At 61.0% G+C, this 20,268-nt stretch carries 16 protein-coding genes; 8 read left to right on the forward strand and 8 right to left on the reverse strand.

Annotation, left to right across the window (positions count from 1 at the left end):
• Positions 1-27: 27 nt before the first annotated feature.
• The 6 genes from ACR3YK_RS01060 to ACR3YK_RS01085 all read left to right on the forward strand — a co-directional run bounded on the left by ACR3YK_RS01060 (position 28) and on the right by ACR3YK_RS01085 (position 7,210).
• Positions 28-1,122 carry an acyltransferase family protein gene (locus ACR3YK_RS01060; RefSeq protein ID WP_486175414.1) on the forward strand — a complete coding sequence of 365 codons (1,095 nt, stop codon included), beginning with the start codon at positions 28-30 and terminating at the stop codon, positions 1,120-1,122.
• 65 nt (positions 1,123-1,187) lie between these two features.
• The gene (locus tag ACR3YK_RS01065) at positions 1,188-2,543 is read left to right on the forward strand and encodes a bifunctional o-acetylhomoserine/o-acetylserine sulfhydrylase (protein ID WP_486175415.1); all 1,356 of its coding nucleotides are present in this window, start codon (positions 1,188-1,190) and stop codon (positions 2,541-2,543) included.
• A 223-nt stretch (positions 2,544-2,766) separates the two neighbouring features.
• Positions 2,767-3,972, forward strand: a complete 1,206-nt coding sequence (gene metX / locus ACR3YK_RS01070; protein ID WP_486175416.1) for a homoserine O-acetyltransferase MetX — start codon at positions 2,767-2,769, stop codon at positions 3,970-3,972.
• A gap of 115 nt (positions 3,973-4,087) precedes the next feature.
• Positions 4,088-5,251, forward strand: a complete 1,164-nt coding sequence (locus ACR3YK_RS01075) for a sensor histidine kinase (RefSeq protein ID WP_486175417.1) — start codon at positions 4,088-4,090, stop codon at positions 5,249-5,251.
• Positions 5,248-6,501 (forward strand): hypothetical protein, encoded by a 1,254-nt coding sequence (locus ACR3YK_RS01080; RefSeq protein WP_486175418.1) that lies wholly within the window; start codon positions 5,248-5,250, stop codon positions 6,499-6,501. Before ACR3YK_RS01075 ends, ACR3YK_RS01080 begins: the two co-directional genes overlap by 4 nt.
• 37 nt (positions 6,502-6,538) lie before the next feature.
• Positions 6,539-7,210, forward strand: coding sequence for a response regulator transcription factor (locus ACR3YK_RS01085; protein ID WP_100389926.1), 672 nt, complete (start codon positions 6,539-6,541; stop codon positions 7,208-7,210).
• A gap of 128 nt (positions 7,211-7,338) precedes the next feature.
• Here ACR3YK_RS01085 and ACR3YK_RS01090 read toward each other — a convergent pair whose 3' ends face one another.
• The 6 genes from ACR3YK_RS01090 to guaB1 form a co-directional block, all read right to left on the reverse strand.
• Entirely contained in the window at positions 7,339-7,650 is a 312-nt protein-coding gene (locus ACR3YK_RS01090; protein ID WP_100389925.1) for a thiamine-binding protein, read from the reverse strand.
• Positions 7,647-8,963, reverse strand: coding sequence for a glycosyltransferase 87 family protein (locus ACR3YK_RS01095; protein WP_486175419.1), 1,317 nt, complete (start codon positions 8,961-8,963; stop codon positions 7,647-7,649). Before ACR3YK_RS01095 ends, ACR3YK_RS01090 begins: the two co-directional genes overlap by 4 nt.
• Positions 8,957-9,814 (reverse strand): ADP-dependent NAD(P)H-hydrate dehydratase, encoded by an 858-nt coding sequence (locus ACR3YK_RS01100; protein ID WP_486175420.1) that lies wholly within the window; start codon positions 9,812-9,814, stop codon positions 8,957-8,959. Before ACR3YK_RS01100 ends, ACR3YK_RS01095 begins: the two co-directional genes overlap by 7 nt.
• Positions 9,815-9,841: 27 nt before the next feature.
• The gene (locus ACR3YK_RS01105) at positions 9,842-10,876 is read right to left on the reverse strand and encodes a hemolysin family protein (RefSeq protein ID WP_486175421.1); all 1,035 of its coding nucleotides are present in this window, start codon (positions 10,874-10,876) and stop codon (positions 9,842-9,844) included.
• Positions 10,876-12,198, reverse strand: coding sequence for a hemolysin family protein (locus ACR3YK_RS01110; RefSeq protein WP_486175422.1), 1,323 nt, complete (start codon positions 12,196-12,198; stop codon positions 10,876-10,878). Before ACR3YK_RS01110 ends, ACR3YK_RS01105 begins: the two co-directional genes overlap by 1 nt.
• Positions 12,199-12,347: 149 nt before the next feature.
• Positions 12,348-13,784 (reverse strand): GMP reductase, encoded by a 1,437-nt coding sequence (gene guaB1 / locus ACR3YK_RS01115; protein ID WP_486175423.1) that lies wholly within the window; start codon positions 13,782-13,784, stop codon positions 12,348-12,350.
• A 180-nt stretch (positions 13,785-13,964) separates the two neighbouring features.
• Between guaB1 and ACR3YK_RS01120 the strand changes: the two genes are divergently transcribed.
• A complete protein-coding gene (locus tag ACR3YK_RS01120; protein ID WP_486175424.1) occupies positions 13,965-17,801 on the forward strand; it encodes a multifunctional oxoglutarate decarboxylase/oxoglutarate dehydrogenase thiamine pyrophosphate-binding subunit/dihydrolipoyllysine-residue succinyltransferase subunit in 3,837 nt (1,278 codons plus the stop codon).
• Positions 17,802-17,897: 96 nt separating this feature from the next.
• On the opposite strand, the gene ACR3YK_RS01125 is transcribed toward ACR3YK_RS01120, so the two are convergent.
• Both ACR3YK_RS01125 and ACR3YK_RS01130 read right to left on the reverse strand, forming a co-directional pair.
• Positions 17,898-18,128: an anti-sigma factor family protein gene (locus ACR3YK_RS01125; RefSeq protein WP_341620734.1), complete on the reverse strand. Its 231-nt coding sequence runs from the start codon at positions 18,126-18,128 to the stop codon at positions 17,898-17,900.
• Positions 18,125-18,751: a sigma-70 family RNA polymerase sigma factor gene (locus ACR3YK_RS01130; RefSeq protein ID WP_486175425.1), complete on the reverse strand. Its 627-nt coding sequence runs from the start codon at positions 18,749-18,751 to the stop codon at positions 18,125-18,127. Before ACR3YK_RS01130 ends, ACR3YK_RS01125 begins: the two co-directional genes overlap by 4 nt.
• A 109-nt stretch (positions 18,752-18,860) precedes the next feature.
• Here ACR3YK_RS01130 and aroA point away from each other — a divergent pair, with 109 nt between their 5' ends.
• Positions 18,861-20,267: a 3-phosphoshikimate 1-carboxyvinyltransferase gene (gene aroA, locus ACR3YK_RS01135; RefSeq protein ID WP_486175426.1), complete on the forward strand. Its 1,407-nt coding sequence runs from the start codon at positions 18,861-18,863 to the stop codon at positions 20,265-20,267.
• The last annotated feature ends 1 nt before the right edge of the window (position 20,268 follow it).

The following is a 20,268-nucleotide window of genomic DNA, read 5'->3' on the forward strand; positions in this document are numbered from 1 at the left end:
CAAAGTAGCGGTATTACACTTCGACGAATGACCGGAGCTTCTCTCACTACGCCCCCGCCTGCTCGCACCGCCAAGGTGCGCCTGCCGCACTGGGATAACGCGCGCTTTCTTGCGGTCACTCTGGTCGTGATCGGCCACGGCATTCAGCGGATGACCTACGACTCGAATCACGCTCTCGCGCTCTATCTCTTCATTTACGCATTTCACATGCCCGCGTTCGCGATCATCAGCGGCTATTTCTCGAAGCCCGGGGCCCCGACGGCACTTCAGATGCGCCGGGTGATCACCGACATCATCCTGCCGTACTTCATCATGGAGACCATCTGGACTCTCGTGAAATTTTTGGTCGAAGGAAAGACCGACCTCAATCCCTCGAAACCCAGCTGGACGCTGTGGTTCTTACTCGCGCTGGGAATCTTCCGTCTCATCCTCCCCTACTTGGCTCAGGTTCGGTGGCCACTGCTCTGGGCAGTGATCGCCTCGATCGGTGTCGGGTATCTCGACAACGTCGACAGCACGTTCTCACTCTCTCGCGCCATCGGCATCCTCCCGTTCTTTGTCCTCGGCTGGAAGCTACGCGAGTGGGGTCTGATGGATCGCTGGAACGTCGCGGAACGTCTCGTCGTGCTCCTACGCGCGCTCGCCGCCACGATCTTCGCAGCTTTCATGGCGGTCATTCTCGGCAACATCGAGCTCTGGCGCACCATCGATCTGCGCTTTTGGTTCTTCTACGATGCCTCGTATCACGGGCTCGGCGAAGACCAATGGTGGGCGGGTGGAGTGCGATTGGGACTCATCGTGCTCGCCGTCATCCTCAGCGCCTCCTTCTTCGCTCTGGTTCCCCGTCGTCACACCTGGGTAACGGATGCCGGCCAAGCCACCATGTACGTCTACCTGCTGCACAGCTTCGTTCTGTACCCGCTGCGCGAAAGCGGACTGTTGCTGGATGAGCGGGCCTCGGCCATGTGGCTCGTGAGCATGATCCTCGGTTCCATTGGAATCGCGCTCGTACTCTCCATGCCGATCGTGAAGAGGATCTTCCGCCCCCTGATCGAGCCAAAACCAAATTGGGTCTTCGTTCCCTTGCCCAAAGAGAACGATCTGTCTACCCAAAAACGTTGAGTTACGACATATTTCACGAGTGATTGACCGCCCCACGGGGGCTCCTTAGGCTCACAGTGTGGCGGATGTCCCGACCCACCCAGAGATACAAGGAGGCCGCCGTGAGCGACTGGAACTTCGAAACCAAGCAGATCCACTCGGGCGCGCAGCCTGACCCCACGACTAACTCGCGGGCCACTCCGATCTACAAGACGACCGCGTACGTGTTCAACGACGCGGATCACGCAAAGAACCTCTTCGCACTCGCCGAGTTCGGCAACATCTACACCCGCATCCAGAACCCCACTCAGGATGTCGTCGAGCAGCGCGTTGCCGCCCTCGAAGGCGGCACCGCAGCGCTGTTGCTCGCTTCGGGCCAGTCGGCCACCACGTTCGCGATTCTCAACATTGCTCAGGCAGGCGACCACATCGTGTCGTCATCGTCGGTGTATGGCGGAACCTACAACCTCTTCAAGTACACGCTCGCGAAGCTCGGCATCGAAACCACCTTCGTCGAGAACCAGGATGACGCTGCAGAGTGGGCCGCCGCCGTACGCCCCAACACCAAACTCCTGTTTGCCGAGACCATCGGTAACCCACGCATCAACGTTCTCGACATCGAGCTCGTAGCCAACGTTGCTCACGCCAGCGGAGTTCCGCTGATCGTCGACAACACCATCGCCACCCCGTACCTCATTCGCCCGCTCGAGCACGGCGCCGACATCGTGGTGCACTCGGCCACGAAGTTCCTCGGCGGTCACGGCACCGTTCTGGGCGGCGTCATTGTGGATGGCGGCAAATTCGAGTGGTCAAAGAACGTCGACAAGTTCCCCGGCCTCACCGAGCCCGACCCCTCGTACCACGGTGCGAGCTACACGGGAGTACTCGGCGACGGAATTGCGTACATCATCAAGGCGCGCGTGCAGCTGCTGCGTGACCTCGGTGCCGCTATCTCCCCCGACAGCGCGTTCTCGCTCATTCAGGGCATCGAAACCCTCAGCCTGCGCATTGAACGTCACGTTCAGAACGCTCAAGCAATCGCTGAGTGGCTCGACGCTCACGAGGATGTCGACACCGTCTACTACGCCGGTCTCCCCTCGAGCCCCTGGTACTCCAGCGCCAACAAGTACGCGCCCAAGGGTGTCGGTGGAGTTCTCTCCTTCGAGCTCAAGGGCGGCGTCGACGCTGGTCGCTCTTTTGTGAACGGTGTCTCGCTGTTCAGTCACGTTGCCAACATTGGTGACGTGCGCAGCCTCATCATTCACCCGGCATCCACCACTCACTCGCAGCTCTCCCCCGAGCAGCAGTTGACCGCGGGCGTCACTCCTGGGCTTGTTCGCCTTTCGGTGGGCCTCGAGAACATCGAGGACATCAAGGCTGACCTCCAGGCTGGCTTCGCTGCCGCCCGCGCGAAGACCGAAGAGCTCCGCGCGAGCGCCTAGGTCGCAACCGACCTCGGCAACTGCTCACGATGGCGGTGATTCCTCACGGGGGTCGCCGCCATCGCTGCGTTAAGGCGTTGGCCGGCAGCCAGCATTCAGCATCCGGCATCCGGCATCCGCGCTCATCCTTCATCGGGATGGCTCGTCGTTCACCGGAATCACTTTCCCGCCCCGGCGTAATAATTTCGTGCCGTACAGGTTCGTTCGCGATACTGGGAGAGACATGGACTGGCAGACACCTGAAGACACTGTTCCTTCGGCATTCATCACTGACGCAAACGTGCGTTCGCTCCTCGGCAAGCCCCCGGCGACGGGTGCCTGGCGAGAGGGAGATCCCACGGGCGAGCGCCAGTTCATTACGGTCACCGACCTCTCGCTCGAGTTCAGCGGAAAGCTGCCCTCGGCTCGCATTGCATACGAAACGCACGGCACGCTCAACGACGATGCCTCGAACGCGATCCTCGTCGCTCACGCGCTGACCGGCGACAGCCACATCATCGGAGCTCCCGGTGCTGGTCATGCCACGGGCGGATGGTGGAACGATCTCGTCGGACCGGGCAAGGCCATCGACACCGATCGCTGGTTCGTCGTCGCCCCCAATATCTTGGGAGGCTGCCAAGGCAGCACCGGTCCGGCATCCCATGCCCCCGACGGTGCTGAATTTGGCGCCCGCTTCCCGTTTATTACTATTCGCGACCAAGTCGCGGCGCAGGTTGCACTCAGCGACGCGCTCGGCATCGACCGTTGGGCAGCCGTGATCGGTGGCTCGATGGGCGGCATGCATGCCCTCGAATGGGCGGTCGGGCATCCGGAGCGTGTCGCCAAGGTCGCCATTCTGGCCGCACCCCCCGTATCAACCGCCGACCAGATTGCTCACAACTCAGTGCAGATCGAGTCGATTCGCACCGACCCCGCCTTCGCAGACGGTGCCTACTACGATGCGGCAGATGGCGATGGTCCCCACCGCGGTTTAGCCCTCGCCCGCCGATTAGCTCTCATCAACTACCGTTCCTCCGACGAGCTCAATGAGCGTTTTGAGCGCACCTGGCAGAGCGAAGTAAGCCCCTGGGGCAAGGGCGGCCGTTACGCCGTCGAGAGTTACCTCGACTTTCACGGCAACAAGTTTGCCCGTCGTTTCGACGCGAACAGCTACATCACGCTCGTTGAGGCAATGAGTTCGCACGACGTGGCACGCGGTCGCGGAACCGTGCAGCAGGCACTTGCCCGCGCGACCATGCCCGCCCTCGTACTCGGCATCGACAGCGACCGCCTCTTCCCGGTCTCCGGTCAAGAGATTATTGCCGAGCACCTCCCCGGCAACCTTGATGGCAACCTTCCACACGTCATCCACTCACCGTTCGGCCACGATGGCTTCCTCATTGAATCCGAGCTCATGCGTGCGCCACTGACGCGGCTGCTTGCCGTGTGATCTCTACTGAGAATCATCCGAAGATACGCGTGTTGGTCGAAAATTGGCGTTTCCTCATGCCAAAGGCGGTGCGTCACCCCCGATAGAGGGACGAAATGTGCAAACATAGCCCCAAATGGACCTCATTGCTAAAGAACGGGATCGCCTACTGCAGCGCACTGCGCGCGTAGCGAGCCTCAGTTTTTTGACCGTATCGGTCATCTGCTTGAGTATCCCCGGTGCTGTGGCGACTCTCACGCTCTTTCTGTGCCTTCCGCTGTATGCAGTAATGGCGGTGCTCCAGTTTCAGATGGGCAGCAGTCGGTCTCTCGGCTGGGTGATTCCCTCCTTCGTAGCGGGCTGCGTAGTGATTTTGCTTGTCGCAGGAACGCCCGGCGGCCCCACTCAGGCCGGTCTCTCGGCGGTTGCCCAACTTTCGTCGGCTTCGCTTGCGTGTCTGGCGATCGTTCTCACGACGACGCTCCTGCGCCGCATCGTGTTGCTGGTTAGCTTCATCGTCGTTTCGGGCGTCACGGTCATCTCTATGGAGCCCTTTCAGCCCCCGGTGCGCACATTGGCGCTTCTGGTGTTTGGCTGGATTCTCGCGGCTCTCATCGGATACTGGATCAGCTCAGGCGTTCCGCAAGCTGTACGACGCATCGCGAGCATCGGTCGCGCACACCGCGCTGAGCGACAAGCCAGCGAAACCGAAGCTCAGCGCCGCCAAGGCGCTCGGCTACTGCACGACACTGTCTTGGCTACCCTCACGCTTCTCGCCCACTCGGGGGTGGGCGTGTCGGCGGAAGCGATGCGGCAACAAGCCGGCGATGATGCTCGCTTGCTACGCCAACTACGGCTCGGTGCAACTCCAACGCCCCAAACCTCTGGTGATTACAACTTGAGCGCTCCCGTGAGTGAAACCGTGCTAGGCACCACGCTCGAGTCTGTGAAACAGCGCTTTGGTCGCATGGGACTTGAAGTGAGCTGGCACGGCACCGGGCAAGTGCTCTTGCCTAGCGATGTTCTCGACGCTTTTCTGCTCGCTCTCGCCGAGTGCTTGGAGAACGTTCGTCGCCATTCTGGCGTTACCGAGGCCCATGTCACGATCACCGAAGATGACACCACGGTCCGCGCGATGATCACCGACTCCGGTGTTGGCTTTGTACTCGACGACGTTGATTCCGCGAGTCTCGGTTTCAAAGAGTCGGTTGTTGCTCGTTTGAAAGAAGTTGGCGGTCAAGCCCGCCTGTTCTCGACCCCTGGCTCAGGCACGACCGTGGTGCTGGAGGTTCCCCGATGACCTACGCTCCCCCTGAGGAAAACACTCTCGGCGTTATCGTCGGCGAAAAAGGTCGTCACTCCAAGAGTGCGACGATTCGCCGTCTCGCGCGGGATGACAGCCCGCGCCTCACAAGCCTCGGCACCGGTTTCGTCGGCGTCGGCGCCGCTATTCTCGTCAGCCTCCGTGCCATCTATGGACTCGTCTGGCTTGTCATCCAATGGGACATCTATCCCAACCCGATCATCGCAGCGGTGTCGTGGGGGCTCCTAGTTCTGCTGATCGCGGCCACGATCACTATCGTTCAGCTCACGAGCGGACAGCTCCCCCAGTGGATTTTCTTTCTGTTCGTCATCGGTCTCGCCGCCGTAATGGCGCTCGACATTTACGCGATCTGGGACCTTCATGACATCGGCGGTTACTCTACTGCGGCTGTCGCTGCCGGAATGGCACTCTTACTGGTACTTACGGTGCGGCCCACCACCGAGCTCATTATCGCGGTCGCCGCAGTAGCTGTCGGTCTTATCACCGTCATCCTCATTAACGTGCCTCTGACAACCGACAACCTTGCACCCCAGGTAACGACCGTCGCCTTTGCCGTCCTACCGACCGTGATTGGCCTGTCGCTCATCACAAACTTCCGACGCCTCGTACAGGTGGAACTTGATCGTGTGCTCGTCCAGAGCACTCTCACCGCGCCGCGCTTCGCCGTCGGCATGATGGCGTCCGAAGAACTGGCTCGTCTCGACCTCGCCGCAGAAAAGCTGCTCGATTCCGTAGCGAATGGCACCACCAAGCTGCCGCTCGAACCCAAAATCGCATCCACAGCGGCGTCGCTTGCGACAGAACTGCGACTGCACCTCATCGAGGGACGTCGCGAAACCTGGCTCTACCACGCCATCACCGAGTCCGACCTGCTCGGCAAATCAGTCACGCTCACCGACAAAGGCAGCCTCGCTGGGCTCCTCGATCCAGTGCAGCGGGACGGCCTCCTCTCCACCGCGTGGCTGTTTGTTACCGACACCACCAAGCGGGGAGCCAAAAACTCCGTTCACATCACAATCGCGCCGTCCACTACCGTTTTGGCGCCCGGCTTCGAAGACAAGGTGGCGGTCGGCATTTCGATCACCTCGAGCGGAGTCGCACGAAACCGAGTGGATGCTTCAACGTGGGAGGCAGTCGCAAAGGTCGGCACCTACACCGACTCCATCGAGAACTCGAGCGTGCGTCTCGACATCGAATGCCTTGTCGATAACCCCGCAGACCAATAAATTCGTAAGATAAGACGATCGACCAGAGGAATTTACCGTGACTGAACCAACAAAGCGCATCCGGCTCGCACTCGTAGACGACCACCGAATGCTGCTCGGTGCACTCACCGAGTGGATCCGCAAGGCCGCGGAAGACATCGACATGGTCGTTGCGGTTCCCACCTGGCCAGAACTCACTATTCACCCCGAGTTCCCCGTCGATGTTGTCTTGCTCGACCTCGACCTCAAAGACAACATCCCCGTCTCGCTCAAGATCAACACTCTCAAGTCGATGAACGTTCGCGTCGTTCTCATGAGCACCTACTCTGAGCCGAACGTGGTGCGCGAAGCCCTAGCTGCTGGCGCGCTCGGGTACCTCGTCAAGAGCGAAGACGCGGACATGATCGTTGAAGCGATCCGCGCAGCGTCGAAGGGCGAGTCGTTCATCTCCGCTGAGCTCGACTTGGCCATCAACGCCGATGAGATCGGTGGCGCTCCCAAGCTCAGCGCTCAAGAGCGTCGCGTTATGGCGCTCTACGGCGGCGGCGAGCCCGTCAAGTCGGTGGCATACCAGCTCAGTATCTCTGAAGAGACCGCCAAGAGCTACCTCAAGCGCATCCGCGAGAAGTACCGCGTTGCGGGCTTCGATGTCGGCACCAAGGTTGCACTGCGTAAGCGCGCTCTTGAAGACGGCATCCTGATCGAGACCGACACGATGCACCACCTCTAAGCCACACCCTTTGTAGGCTGCACCTTTTGCGGGCTGCATCGTGCGGCACCACGCCTCATACCAATCGCCCTGGCCCCACTCGTGTGGGTCAGGGCGATTGTGTTGTACGGCAGCAGTGCGCTGGCTGGTTAGCTCTCGGCGCGAATGATCGCTTGCTCGAGGCGTTCGACCTTTCCGGTCATCTCGCCTGTGCGACCGGGCCGGATGTCGGCCTTCAGCACGAGCGAAACGCGCGACCCAAACTGGCCGACTGCTTCGGTCGCGGCTTTGACGACCGCGAACACTTCATCCCAGTCTCCCTCGATGGTCGTGAACATCGAATCAGTCTGATTGGGCAGCCCCGAGTCGCGGACGACTTTGACGGCTGCGGCGACCGCATCGTGAACCGAATCTGTTCCATCCGAACCACCACTGGGTGCGATTGAGAATGCGACGATCATGCTGACTCCTTTACTACGGGGCTTTCAGTGGATGGGGTGGCGTGAGGCAGCCTGGAAACCGGGCGGCCAAGCCTCATGAGCTCGACGATCGCCCACACCATCAGGGTCACCACGAGCAGATTGCGTGCGCTCACGATCGCCACCAGCAACGGATCGGCGACGAGTAAGCGGTCGTAGAAGAACGGATACACGAGCTGCGTGAGCACGGCGATGGCGATGCTCAGCGTCGCCGGCATCCGGAAGCTCGCACGGACACCAATGCCGCCGCCCGCAGGGGTGCTGGGGCCAGAGCGGGTTGCGGAGCTGAGAAGTCCAAGCACAACGGGCACCGCCAACCACGACACGAACTGCGGTGAGCCGACCTTGTTGACGACGATGAGGGCAAGAACGAGCGCGAGGCTCAGGGGCGCGAGCACCAGCAGCGCGCCTCCTCCGTGGCGCGCTGTGGTGCGGGCGGCGCGGATTCCGAGCGCGGCAATCGCGAGCACCACCAGAGCCAGCAACGGCGTCATGATTGCAGCCACGGCATCCACTCCCGGGCCGGCGACTTGGAAGGTCAGAATGCTCGAGTCGTAGTACACAAACGAATCTGGCACTTTAGCTACGATCTGCCAGAGCCAGATGCCCGCGACCGGGGATTCAATTTGGATGCCTCGGCCCGTTTGCTCAGTGACGAAGCTGAATACGTTGCCGCCCGACCCGGCCAGCAGGGCGAAGACGACGACGGTCGCCGTGGTTCCCGCTGCTGCGATTGCGACCGCCCCACGCTCACGCAGGGCAATGAACGCAGCCAGAATCAGCGCTGCGGGCCACACTTTCACCCACGTGGCACAGGCAAGAACTACTCCGGCAACGCGAGGGTGAGTCGTCACGAGGCGTACTCCGACCATGGCGATCGCGACGGTGACGGCATCGATGCGGCCGAGCGCGATCGGGCCGAGAGCCACGAGGAACGCCAGCCACCACCATCCGATGATCACACCCGAACGCGAGCGGCCCCAGCGGGTGAGAAAGCCGAGCGCCACGAGATTGAGCAGCATGACGAGCGTCAGCCAGGTCGCGCCGATGAGTTCGATGCCAAAGCTCACTGATGCCAAGATCGGCACAATGGCCAGCAGCGGATATACCCACGGGATGTCCACGCCCACAACAATGCCCGCGGCGTACGCCTGCTGCGCCCACCCCGCGTAAACGATGGTGACGTCACCGAACGGATTACCGGGGCCGTGGAGATTGAGCAGCCCGAGCCAGAGGTGAGCCGCGATGAACAGCAGCCAGAGCCCAATGGCGCTGACGGCATGACGCGTCAGCACTGCGGTCGGGTGTCAGTCGCGACCGCGTCCGTGCAGGCCGCGGCAAGTTCAGCGACGACCCGGGAGACATTGCTGCACAGCTCAAGAATGGTGAGTGGGCCGCCGTCGCTCGCGAGAGCTGCCGCGCGCCCGTGCACATAGGAGGCTGTGGCAGCGAGCCCCACGAGTAGTGCGGGGTTTGCCAGCACCGCAGGGCTATGAGTGGCCACGAGGGCCCCCAGGATGCCGCCCAGCGCGTCTCCGGCGCCGGCGGTAGCCAACCACGCGGGAGCAGCTGCAATCACGGCCGTCGTCGTGCCGTCGGACACGTACGTCGTGTGCCCCTTCAGCAGCACGGTGCAGTCGAGTTGGGTGGCGGCGGATTCCGCCCAGTCGCGCGGGGTTGCCGCAATTGACTCCGTGGGTTCGTCGAGCAACCGGCCCAGTTCGCGGTAGTGCGGCGTGATGACGGTGGGCGTCGTGACCCGGTGCACCACGTCGAGCGCTCCCCCGTCGAGCACAAGCGGTACGTTCTGGCCGAGCGCAGCAGTGATGTGGCGTTCGGCATCCGACTCTCTCGCGGCATGATCCATGCCCGAACCGATGAGCCACGCCTGAACCCTGCCATCGGCCATCACAGCTTCGGGTCGGCGCTGCAGAATAAGGTCTTGAGCTCGTTGCGCTCCGAGGTAGCGAATCATGCCCACGCCCGTACGTGCGGCAGCCTCGACGCCCAGCACGGCGGCGCCCGGGTACTGGGCCGATCCGGTGATCAGGCCGAGTACACCGCGGGAGTACTTGTCGTCGCTTTCGTGGGGCAGAGCGATGTGGCGTGCCGCGTCAGCAGCACTCCACATCGACTCAGCATCCATGGATGACAACGATAGTTGAGAACGTCGTTAGCGTCGCCGGGTGGCGTCTTGCACTTCGCCGACGAGCACCTCGATGATGTCCTCGAGGAAGAGCACACCGGTGGTCGCGCCGGTGGCGTCGAAGCTGCGCGCCACGTGAACGCCCGAGCGACGCATGGTCGCGAGGGCATCTTCGAGGTCGGTCTCGCAGTACATCGAAATGAGCTGGCGAATCCGCTTGGGCGGAACGGGCTCGTGGAACTCGCTCTCGTCGAGATCGATGACATCCTTGAGGTGCAGGTAGCCGGTGGGCTCCCCCGCGTCGTTCAGCAGAATGTAACGCGAGAATCCTCGTTGAGCTACCGCCTTCTCGAGGTCCGCCGGGGCGGCGTCCTCGGGCAACGTGACAAGCCCCGACATCGGAATGGCGACATCGCGAACCTTTTTCGACGTGAACTCGAACGCACCGGTGAGGGTGCCTCCAGCATCCGTCAGCACACCTTCCCGTGTCGACTGCGCGACAATCGTCGCCACTTCGTCGAGAGTGAAGACACTGTTCGCTTCATTCTTGGGTTCCACTTTGAAGAGGTGCAGAATTCCGTTCGCTGTCGCGTTGAGGGCGACGATGATGGGGCGGAATACTCGGGCGATGAACACGAGCGGCGGAGCCAAGATCAAGACCGCGCGGTCGGGAACCGAGAACGAGAGGTTCTTCGGCACCATTTCTCCGAGCACGACGTGCAGGAACGAGACAATGATGAGCGCCATGATGAAAGCGATCGTGCTGATCAGTTCTTCACTCAAACCAGTCAGTGCCAGTGGCACCTCAAGTAAGTGATGAATTGCAGGCTCAGACACGTTCAGAATCAGCAGCGAACACACCGTGATGCCCAGTTGGCAGGCCGCAAGCATGAGCGTCGCATGCTCCATGGCCCACAGCGCAGTCTTCGCTGATCGCGAACCGGATGCCGCAAGCGGCTCAATCTGCGAGCGACGTGCCGAGATGACAGCAAATTCTGCGCCAACGAAGAAGGCGTTGACGATCAGCAGTACAAATAGCCAGATGATTCCCCAGACGTCCATTAGCTCACCACCTCAGCATCGGTAGCGGTGACAATCGGATCAGGGGTAAACCTCACGCGGTCGATGCGTCGACCTTCCAGTCGTTCAATGCGGAACACTCCGCCCGCGGCGGTAATCGTGTCGCCCGTGCGCGGAACGCGACCGAGCTCACTCATGAGCCAACCGGCCACAGTTTCGTAGGGCCCTTCTTCGGGCACTTCAACGCCGGTGCGCTCGAGGAGCTCATCCGGGCGCAGAATGGCAGGGAAGGTAAACCAGTCGCGAGAACGAACCACGTCGGCCTTCGAGCGGTCATGCTCATCAGAGACTTCGCCGACGAGTTCTTCCACGAGGTCTTCGAGAGTGGCGACTCCTGCGGTCCCGCCGTATTCGTCAACAACGACGGCCATTTGGTAGCCGCGGCCACGCAGTTCGGCGAGCAGGGCATCCAGTCGCATCGTTTCTGGCACTTGGAGCGCTTCCGTCTGCAGAGCCGAAACGGGCACGTCGGCACGCTTCTTGTGGGGCACCGCGACAGCTTGCTTGATGTGCACGAGACCCACGACATCGTCGATGCTGTCGTCGATTACGGGGAAGCGAGAAAATCCGGTGCGCTTGGCCAGATCGATTACGTCTTGAGCGCTGTCGGTGCGGTCGATGCTGTCGACCCGTGGTCGCGGGGTCATCACGTCTTGCGCTGTGTGATCGGCAAAGGCAAGGGTGCGGGCGAGCAGAGTCGCTGTGTCCGCCTCGAGACTGCCCTCGCTCGCCGAACGACGCACGAGGGAGGTGAGTTCCTCCGCGGTGCGGGCGCCCGAAAGTTCTTCCTTCGGCTCGATTCCGACGGAGCGCAGGATCGCGTTTGCAGTGTTATTGAGCAAACTCACCGCGGGTTTGAACACCGCAGTAAAGAGCAATTGGAAGGGCACCACGAACTTAGCAGTCGCTCGGGGAAGCGCGAGTGCGAAGTTCTTTGGCACAAGTTCGCCCACGATCATCGACAGGAGCGTGGCCAAGGTGACAGCAAGAACGCTCGCAATAACGATGACGGCTGGCCCCGGGAGCACCCCACCGAGTGGGATCTCAAGCCACGTACTCAGGGCGGGCTCGAGGGTATAACCAGCTAACAGAGTCGTGAGGGTAATACCCAATTGCGCGCTCGAAAGATGCGTTGACGTGTGCTTCAACGCCGAGATGGTCGCAGCGAGTCGCTTCTCGCCTCGCTCTTGGCGGACTTCGAGATCAGAACGGTCGAGGTTTACGAGTGCGAACTCCGAGGCCACAAAGAAACCGGTTCCGACGGTCAGCACGAGGCCAGCGGCGAAGAGCAGCCATTCATTCATGACAAATCACCTCCAGCCGCGGAAGTGAAAAGAGAACGGGCGAAAAATAAGTGATGGTCGCACGGAACAGTGTTCCGGCGACAACTAGAGGGAGGGTCGTCCATTATGGGCTTGAGTATAGGACAAATCGCTGAGAAACAAGAGTTGAATTACCAGCTCACTGGCAAAGCCTTGCCCTCCTCGTACCCTGCCGCAGACTGGATTCCCACGAGCGCGCGTTCACGAAATTCGCGGAGGTTTGCGGCGCCTGCGTAGGTGCACGAACTCCGAACCCCCGATGTGATCATGTCAACGAGATCATCGATCGAAGGACGTGCCGGGTCGAGGTAAATTTTCGACCCCGAGATGCCCTCTGCGAACAATTCTTTGCGGGCGAGTTCGTAGGCGTTGAGCCCGCCGAAACGAGCGCGTACGGCCTTCGTGGATGCCATACCCCAGCTGGTCTTGTAGAGTGCGCCGGCATCGTCGGTACGCAACTCTCCCGGCGCTTCGATCGTGCCGGCGAACCAGGAACCGATCATGACGGATGCTCCCCCTGCTGCGAGGGCGAGCGCAACATCTCGCGGGTAGCGCACGCCGCCGTCTGCCCACACGTGCGCGCCCAGCTCTCGAGCGATGGCAGCGGTTTCGAGCACGGCAGAGAACTGCGGACGACCGACCGCGGTCATCATGCGCGTAGTGCACATGGCGCCGGGCCCAACGCCGACTTTGATGATCGTGGCGCCCGCTCCCACGAGATCGCGAACGGCGGCGCTCGTCACGACGTTACCGGCGACGATGGGCACGCCCAGGTCAAGCGCGGCCACAATCTCAACGGCTCGCACCATTCCTTCTTGATGGCCGTGCGCGGTGTCAAGAACGAGGGTGCTCGCGCCAGCAGCGACGAGGGCGCGAGCCTTCGCCGCAACGTCACCGTTAACTCCGAGGGCGGCAGCGACGGCAAGCTTGCCTTCGCTGTCGAGCGCTGGCGTATAGAGAGTGGAACGGAGCGCACTCGTCTTGCTTGTAGTGCCGACTACCGTGCCACCATCCACCACAGCGGCGAAGCTAAGGTCGCGCTCCACCAGAAGGTCGAAGAGTTCGCGGGCACTACCGAAGTCTGCGCGCTCGATGGCGTGGGTGTCAGCGCCGGCGATATCGCCCAGCTCAGCACCGGGCAACGCGGTGGTCAGGCGTTCGGCATCCACCACTCCGGCGAGCGCGCCGTCGTTCATCAAGACAACGCCGTGGCCCGCGAGCGGTGGAACCAGAAGCAACGCTTGTTCCACTGTGTCGTGCGGGCTTAAGAACACGGCGGAATCGAGATCGGTGGGCTGCGCGCGCACCCAAGCCAGAGCATCCGCCATGTCGGTGTCGCTGAGGTCTTGCGGCAGCACTCCGAGTCCACCGCGGCGAGCGAGACTCGCGGCCAACCGCGGGCCGGTGACCGAGTTCATATTCGACGCCACGAGCGGAATGGTCGCCGTCGTTCCGTCATCGGGCGCAAGCGAGACCGACATTCGACTCCCCACAGCCGACCGGCTCGGCACCAAAAACACGTCTGAGTAGGTCAAATCATGTGTGGGCGTGGTCTCGTAGAAATCCATACTCTCGAGCCTAAACGTCGCAAGTCGAAAGCATTCTGCAAAAAATTCACGAAAATAGCGAAGATCGCCGTCTCACGACCAGCAGACGCACAACAAAGCGATTAACATTGATGGGGATGTCTGGCGCGCAGACTGCGCGCCGTTTTTGTGAACACCAGAACTGAAAGTAGGCGGTTTGACGTGTCAGGCCAAGTAACCGGAATCGCAGCGGACGGAGATTCCTCGGGCGACTTCGGGGCCAACGAATGGTTGGTCGACGAGATGTACGCAAAGTACCTCGAAGACAAGACTCTTGTGGATGAGGCATGGTGGCCCTTCCTCGAGAACTATCAGCCATCGAAAGAGTCGACCTCCACCGCACCCGCTGCCGCACCGTCGACCTCAGATGCTCCTGCAGCGGCTGCCGAGCCGTCACCGTCGCACTCTTCGCCGTCAACCAGCGCGGCCGCCCCAACAGCATCAGGCTCTGCGGCGACGCCCTCTGAAAAACCCTTCGTTGATGAGGCGAATCCCGGCACGGGCAGTCAGCCTGTCGCTCGCACGACGTCTGTGGAGCCGAAGCCGCAACCCATCCCTGCCGAGGCACCCGCGACCACCCCGATCGAGACCACAAAGGCAGAAGCGGACGCGAAACCGAAGGCTGAGAACGTTGTTGCCCCACTTCGTGGCGCCGCGAAGGCCCTTGCCTCGAACATGGACTCAAGCCTCACTGTTCCCACCGCCACGAGTGTTCGCACGATCCCGGCGAAACTCATGATCGATAACCGCATCGTCATCAATAACCATTTGAAGCGTGCGCGCGGTGGCAAGGTGTCGTTCACTCACCTCATTGCCTGGGCGATCATCCAGACTCTCAAAGAGTTCCCCAGCCAAAATGTTTACTACGACGAGCCCGATGGCAAGCCCTCGGTCGTCACGCCTGCGCACATCAACCTCGGCATCGCAATCGACATGCCCAAACCTGACGGAAGCCGCGCGCTCGTCGTTCCCGGCATCAAGAACGCCGAGACCATGGGCTTCGGCGAGTTTCTCGCAGCCTATGAAGATGTTGTTTCTCGCGCCCGAGCGAACAAGCTCACGGGCGCCGACTATATGGGAAACACGATTTCGCTCACCAACCCCGGCGGCATCGGCACCGAGCACTCGGTTCCTCGCCTCATGCGCGGTGCTGGAACCATCGTCGGCGCTGGAGCACTGGAATACCCGGCAGAGTTCCAGGGTGCAAGCCTGCGTACGCTGACCGAGCTCGGCATTGGCAAAACCGTCACCCTCACGAGCACGTACGATCACCGAGTCATTCAGGGCGCTGGTTCGGGTGAATTCCTCAAGAAGATTCACGAACGCCTCATCGGCGAAAACCATTTCTACGAAGATATCTTCGCTGCCTTGCGCATCCCGTACGACCCCATCCACTGGGCCAACGACATCAACGTCGATCTTGCCGACAACATCAACAAGACCTCACGAGTTCAGGAGCTCATTAACGCTTTCCGTGTTCGTGGACACTTGATGGCTGACACCGACCCACTGGAGTACCGTCAGCGTTCGCACCCCGACCTCGATATTTCGAGCCACGGCCTTACGTTCTGGGATCTCGACCGCGAATTTGTCACGGGCGGTTTCGGTGGCAAGCGTCAAGCTTTGCTGCGCGAGATTCTCGGCATGCTGCGTGATGCCTACTGCCGCACCGTCGGCATTGAGTACATGCACATTCAAGACCCTGAACAGCGCCGCTGGATTCAGGATCACGTTGAGAAGCCGTACACGAAGCCCACTCACGATGAACAAATGCGCATCTTGGGCAAGCTCAACGAGGCCGAAGCGTTCGAGACGTTCTTGCAGACCAAGTACGTTGGGCAAAAACGCTTTAGCCTCGAGGGTGGCGAGTCTACGATTGCCCTGCTCGACGCCGTGATTCAGAAGGCCGCAGAAGCCAACCTCGAAGAGGTCGCCATTGGGATGGCTCACCGCGGACGCTTGAGCGTACTCACGAACATTGCCGGCAAAACCTACGGTCAGATTTTCCGTGAGTTTGAAGGAACTCAAGACCCCCGCACGGTGCAAGGTTCCGGTGATGTCAAGTACCACCTCGGCACTGAGGGAACCTTTACCGCTGCAGACGGTCGCCAGATCCCCGTCTACCTTGCCGCAAATCCGTCGCACCTCGAAGCAGTGGATGGAGTGCTCGAGGGAATCGTTCGCGCCAAGCAAGACCGACGCCCCATTGGGTCCTACGCTGTTCTCCCCGTTATGGTGCACGGAGACGCGGCCATGGCCGGCCAGGGAATCGTTGTAGAGATTCTGCAGATGTCACAGTTGCGTGCCTACCGCACCGGAGGCACCATCCACATCAACATCAACAATCAGGTTGGATTCACGACGCCGCCGAGCGAAGGTCGCAGCTCGCAGTACTCGAGTGATGTTGCCAAGACGATCCAAGCTCCGATCTTCCACGTGAACGGCGATGACCCTGAGGCCGTTGTTCGCGTTGCAGAGCTCGCGTTCGCCTACCGCCAGAAGTTCCACCGCGATGTTGTTATCGACCTGATTTGCTACCGCCGCCGCGGTCACAACGAGGGTGACGACCCCTCGATGACGCAGCCGCTCATGTACAACCTGATCGAAGCCAAGCGCTCCGTTCGTACCCTCTACACCGAGGGCCTCGTCGGTCGTGGCGACATCACTCAGGAAGAGTACGAAGCAAGCCACCAGGACTTCCAAGACCGCCTGGAGCGCGCTTTCGCCGAAACGCATGCCGCGCAGACCGGTTCGATGCCCATCCTCACCAAGGATGGCAATGGAGTGTCTGATCTCGAGCGGCCCGGTTCCCAGCGAGATGACGCCATTGGTGAGCCCATCACCACCGGCATCGACGAAAGTGTCATTCACCTCATCGGCGATGCGCACGCAAACCCGCCCGCTAACTTCTCGGTGCACAAGAAGCTCCAGGCGTTGCTCAAGAAGCGCACCGACATGAGCCGAAAGGGCGGTATCGACTGGGCCTTCGCTGAGTTGCTCGCGATCGGTTCCGTTCTACTCGAGGGCACTCCCGTGCGAATGGCCGGTCAGGATGCTCGCCGAGGAACTTTCGTGCAGCGTCACGCCGTGCTTCACGACCGCCAGAACGGTCAGGAGTGGCTGCCCCTGCAGAATCTTTCCGAAAACCAGTCGCGTTTCTGGATCTACGATTCACTTCTCAGCGAATATGCTGCACTCGGATTCGAATACGGTTACTCGGTTGAGCGCGCGGATGCTCTCGTCATGTGGGAAGCCCAGTTTGGGGACTTCGCTAACGGTGCCCAGATCGTCGTCGACGAGTTCATTTCGAGCGCCGAGCAGAAGTGGTCGCAGCGGTCAAGCGTTGTCATGCTGCTGCCGCACGGCTATGAGGGTCAAGGCCCTGACCACTCGTCGGCTCGCATCGAGCGCTACCTGCAGTTATGTGCTGAAAACAACATGATTGTGGCTCGCCCGTCAACCCCAGCATCGTACTTCCACTTGCTGCGTCGTCAGGCGTACTCGCGTCCGCGTCGTCCGCTGATCGTCTTTACTCCTAAGGCGATGCTCCGTCTACGCGGTGCCACAAGCGATGTCGCTGACTTCACGAGCGGTCGTTTCGAACCCGTTATTGACGATGTTCGTCTCGACGACAAGTCGGCCGTAACTCGCGTCATCGTCACCTCGGGCAAGACGTACTACGACATCGTCGCCGAACTCGACAAGCGGGATATTTCCCACATCGCCGTGGTGCGAATGGAACAGTTCTACCCCCTTCCCGTCACCGATATGACCGAGGTACTCGACCAGTACCCGAACGCCGACATCGTGTGGGCCCAGGATGAGCCTGAGAACCAGGGTGCGTGGCCGTTCATTAGTCTGGAGTTGCAGCGCCACATTCAGTCGCGCGAAATCAAGCTCGCGTCGCGTCCGGCATCCGCCTCACCGGCGACCGGTTCGTCGAAGCGCAGCGCTCTCGAGCAGGCCGAACTGATCGACCACGCGATTACCCAGCCGTAACCGCAACCGCGTTAACGACAAGCGGGCATCCTCTTCGGAGGATGCCCGCTTGTCTTAGGCGGTGAGCACTCGGGATGCTCAGCGTGGGAATTCTTATTACGCGTCTGCCAGCTTCGACAGAATTGCGCTCCGCAGATCATCGGGCGCTGTCTCACGACAAGCCTGTTTGACTTTGAGCTTCAGCGCGAGCGCAACGAGGTGTTCGCTTGAGCAGGACTCGCAGTTGTCAAGGTGATCCGAAACATCCTGAAAGTCGGCTTCGTTGAGTTCGCGGTCGAGGTATTCCTCGAGTTCGGCTTTTGCTTTTTCGCAACCGCAGTCGGTCATTTGGTGCTCCTTGATGCTGCTGGCGTGCCGGGGGTGCGGTCACGCGCGTAGTCGGCCAATAGTTCACGCAACATGCGACGGCCACGGTGCAGTCGACTCATTACGGTGCCTACGGGGGTTTTCATGATGTCGGCGATCTCTTGATACGAGAAACCCTCGACATCAGCGAAGTAGACCGCGAGGCGGAAGTCTTCGGGGATCGATTGCAGAGCATCCTTCACTGCGCTATCAGGCAAGTGATCGATGGCTTCTGCTTCAGCCGAACGCGTCGAGACCGACTGAGTGACCGACTCTGCGCCGCCCAACTGCCAGTCTTCGAGTTCATCGATGGTGCCCTGATACGGGTTCCGTTGGTTTTTACGATAAATGTTGATGAACGTGTTGGTCTGGATGCGGTACAACCAGGCCTTCAGATTCGTGCCCTGCTGAAATTGACCGAACGCCTGAAACGCCTTGATGAAGGTCTCTTGAACGAGATCTGCAGCGTCGGTGGGGTTACGAGTCATGCGCATAGCGGCGCCAAAAAGCTGGTCCATATAGGGCAGCGCTTGCTCTTCAAACTGTCGTCGTTTGTCGTCAGCGGCAGCATCGGTGGCGCTGGGCTCAACTCTGTCGGTAGTCATTAGCGACAATTCTAGTTCGCTGATCACTGCATCCTGCTGAGTACTCAGTACTGCTGTCATATGGGCGCCTCCTCCGTGGGGTCTAAAACGCCGATACTCTTAGTAACTGATGTTCGTATCTAAGTATTCCAACCCAGAGTTCAGCCCGTATGACGACGAGACGGTGCCAGACACCACGGTGCCCGGAAACTGGCCGGCGCCTACCGTCACTCACGCGCTCTCGGCATCGCTGAGTTTGCCGGGCAGCAAGAGCCTCACGAACCGCGAATTGATCCTGGCGGCGCTCTCCGATGCCCCCTCGCGCCTGCACTCTCCTCTGCACTCGCGCGACAGCGCCCTGATGATTCAAGCCTTGCGGGCGCTCGGTGTCGGAATCGCGGAGATCCCGACCGGAAATGCCTTCGGCCCCGATCTGCAGGTCACCCCCGGTGAACTCGAGGGCGGAACATCCATCGACTGCGGCCTCGCGGGCACCGTCATGCGCTTCCTTCCCCCCGTTGCTGCTCTCGCACTCGGCCCTGTCGCGTTCGATGGTGACGAAGCAGCTCGCCGTCGCCCGATGCGCACCACGATTGACTCGTTGCGCGCGTTGGGCGTCGATGTCTCCGACGACGGCCGCGGCACCCTTCCTTTTAGCTTGTATGGCAGGGGAAAGGTAGTCGGTGGCGAAGTCAGCATCGATGCTTCCGCATCCAGCCAGTTTGTCTCCGGCCTCCTACTCGCGGCGGCACGCTTTGAGAACGGCCTGACGCTGCGTCACACCGGCGAAAAACTACCGAGCATGCCGCACATCGAGATGACGATTGAGTGCCTCGCTGCGCGCGGCGTTGTTGTCGAAAGCCCCGAGCCTGGCGTGTGGGTTGTTCCCGCTGGACCGATCCGCGCCATCGATGTCGTTCTCGAACCTGATCTCTCTAACGCTGCTCCCTTCTTGGCTGCCGCTGTCGTTGCGGGCGGAACTGTCACGATTGAGGGCTGGCCCGATACCACCACGCAGGTGGGCGCTGATCTTGAGCAGTTGCTCCCGCTGTTCGGCGCAACCGCCATTCGCAAGGATGGCGCACTCACGATCGACGGAGGCGCGGGAGTCGTTGGCGGTCAGCGCTACCCCGGAATCGAGCTCGACCTTTCCACGGGCGGCGAACTCGCTCCCGCGATCGTCGCTCTTGCAGCGCTGGCGTCCTCCGCCAGCACAATCACCGGCATCGGCCACCTTCGCGGACACGAAACCGACCGTCTTGCTGCTCTGCGCACCGAGATCAACGCACTCGGCGGATCCGTCACCGAACTCGACGATGGGCTTCACATCGAGCCCGCCGATCTGCACGGCGGCATCTGGCACAGTTACGACGATCACCGGATGTCGACGGCCGGAGCAATCATTGGCCTTGCCATCGAGGGCATCGAAATCGAGGGCATCGAGTCAACCGCTAAGACGCTCCCCCAGTTCCCCGAGCTGTGGCGCACGCTGGTCGGCGACGCTCCCCTCACCACCGACACCCTCGGGCTGCTCTAAC

Source organism: Salinibacterium sp. 10G20-15, from assembly GCF_057365065.1.